The 2,256-nt window shown below is 64.9% G+C and carries 2 protein-coding genes and 1 pseudogene; all 3 read left to right on the top strand.

Features of this window, described 5'->3' with window-relative positions; all coding sequences use genetic code 11:
• Positions 1 to 281 precede the first annotated feature (281 nt).
• Positions 282 to 491, top strand: coding sequence for a ubiquitin-like protein Pup (locus tag E1298_RS46340; protein WP_131903721.1), 210 nt, complete (start codon positions 282 to 284; stop codon positions 489 to 491).
• A 320-nt stretch (positions 492 to 811) separates the two neighbouring features.
• Complete coding sequence (locus tag E1298_RS46345) at positions 812 to 1,789, top strand: endonuclease VII domain-containing protein (protein WP_207945268.1); 978 nt, start codon at positions 812 to 814, stop codon at positions 1,787 to 1,789.
• Between the two features lie 268 nt (positions 1,790 to 2,057).
• Positions 2,058 to 2,256 (top strand): annotated as a pseudogene (locus E1298_RS49995) (proteasome subunit beta); the annotation flags it as partial.

A 2,256-nucleotide genomic window follows, 5' to 3' on the forward strand; every position in this document is an offset into this window, starting at 1 on the left:
CGCCGAGCCCCCGCCGCCGACCACGACGCGCGGGCGCTTAGCCCCTGCGTGGACATCCCCCTTAGATAGTGTCACTATCGAGCTAGAACACCCCTGCTGACCTGCACCTTCGGGTGACGTCTCGGTTTCGTGACCGCTATGCCCGTTTCAGTGGTCACCGGACGGGCGATAACCGAAGCAGGCCCCCCGGCGCCGTCGAGGCGGCGAAACAGACCGACAGGTCCGTTCACCGTCGAAGATCGGAGATAGGGTTGGGGGTACCGGCAGAGCGGAGGTACGGAATGGCCACGAAGGACACCGGCGGTCAGAAGCAGACCACCCGGCGCACGGAAGAGGTCGAGGAGACCGAGGCCACGACGACCGAGGACGTCCAGGAGCGCCAAGAAAAGCTCACTGACGACGTCGACGCAATTCTCGATGAAATTGACGAAGTCCTCGAAGAAAATGCGGAGGAATTCGTCCGTGCATACATCCAAAAAGGCGGACAATGACCGTTTTGTCCGGACAAAACGGACAACGCAGGGAAAGGGCTTTACCTGCCATTCTCTGACCCGCATCTAATTTCATAAAGAGACTGTCGAGACGTGGGCGGACTGGTAAAGTCGCGCCCATGTCTTATAAAGAATGCCGAGACTGTGGCCTGGTCAAACCGGCCACGGAGTTCTCAAAACGTAAAGCATCCCCAGATGGCCTGGCGCTTTACTGCAAGGAGTGCTTCGGACTCCGCAGCGCGGCCTCATACCGGAAGAAGCAGGAGCGGCAGGGTAAGGCAACGCGGGCCTATCGGAGACACTCCGCAGTCCCGGAGGGGATGAAGTACTGCAATAAGTGCGGCGAGACCAAATCGGTCGATGAGTTTGGGAGTAACCGCGCTGCCGCGTCGGGACTCACAACTTACTGCCGCGCATGCCACAACAAGGTCATAGCCGACATTGTGCGGCGCAAGCACGGTAGCCGACGCAACTACCTCCTGAAGCTTCGCTACGGCCTTACCGAGGAGCAAGTGGCGGAGATGGTCGCCCGGCAGGGCGGCGTGTGCGTCATCTGCCTACGAGAGCCCGCCAAGCACGTGGACCACAGCCACCTCACGGGAGTCGTCCGCGGCATACTCTGCTTCAAGTGCAATGGAGCGCTCGGCCAGTTCCACGACGACCCGCGATGCCTCGGCGACGCTGCGGATTATCTGGAGCTGCGTGGATCTCACGCGCGTCGGATGAGGCTTGAGCTAGGCGCAGCCGTGTTCACGGGCCGTCCACGCTACGTGGAAGAGGCGCAATGGCAGCCGAAGCCAAGGGCGAGTGTTTCGTACCGGGAGAAGCACCTGCGCCAGAAGTACGGGATCGATGACGAGGAAGCGCGGTGGCTGCTCAGTATCCAGGGCGGGCTGTGCGCGATCTGCTGGGACGTCCCCGCCGAGCACGTCGATCACGATCACGCGACGGGCAGCGTCCGGGGAATGGCGTGTGGCGGCTGTAACGCGGGCATGGGCCAGCTCGGAGACGATCCCATTTCGCTGCGGCGCGCGGCGGACTACCTGCTCGGGCAGCTGATCACCGAGGTCCCGGCGCCGGGCGGGGGGACGCGGATGTCGTTCACGGTGCCGGACGTGGATCCGGCGACGGTGCCGGTGGACGGCTGGGAGCCGTACCGGGAGGCGGACGGGAGGCACCGGCAGGCCCTCTGGCATGTCGAGGACGATCATGAGGGCCCGACGTGGCTCGATCGTTCCCTGGCACAGCTGCTGGCCTCGTACAGGACGATAGCCGAGGAGTACGCGAGTTCACGCTGACCGGCCCCAGGGTCCAGCCGGTGTCCGCCGCTCGGGTCAACCTCCATGCGGCGAGCAGCGCCAGCCCGGCGAGCGGCAGCAAGGCGAGCGTCAGCCCGGTGATCTCTGACGGGTCACCGGGCTCGGCGTGTGCGGGGGTTCGCCGTGGGCGGACTGGACTGGGGATCACGCGGCATGCGGTGGGCGAGGGTTGAACAGTAGGGTCATAGTCGTCCGCGCCGGTGGGGTTGTGAGGGAGCCGGTGCCATGGTGGAGGGAAGGGAGTCGCGTGGCGTCCCACGATTCGCACACCGGACGTCTGCCGGGGTTGTTCTCAAGCCCGGATACGTCCTCGTTCACGGAGTTCCTGGGGGCGTACTCGCCGGAGATGCTGCCCGGTCGGCGGACCTTGCCGGCGGGGCCGGTGGGGAACGACATCCCGCATGGGACGACGATCGTCGCGGTGGGTTTCCCCGGCGGGGTGGTGA

Source organism: Actinomadura rubrisoli, assembly GCF_004349215.1.
Taxonomy (GTDB): Bacteria; Actinomycetota; Actinomycetes; order Streptosporangiales; family Streptosporangiaceae; genus Spirillospora; species Spirillospora rubrisoli.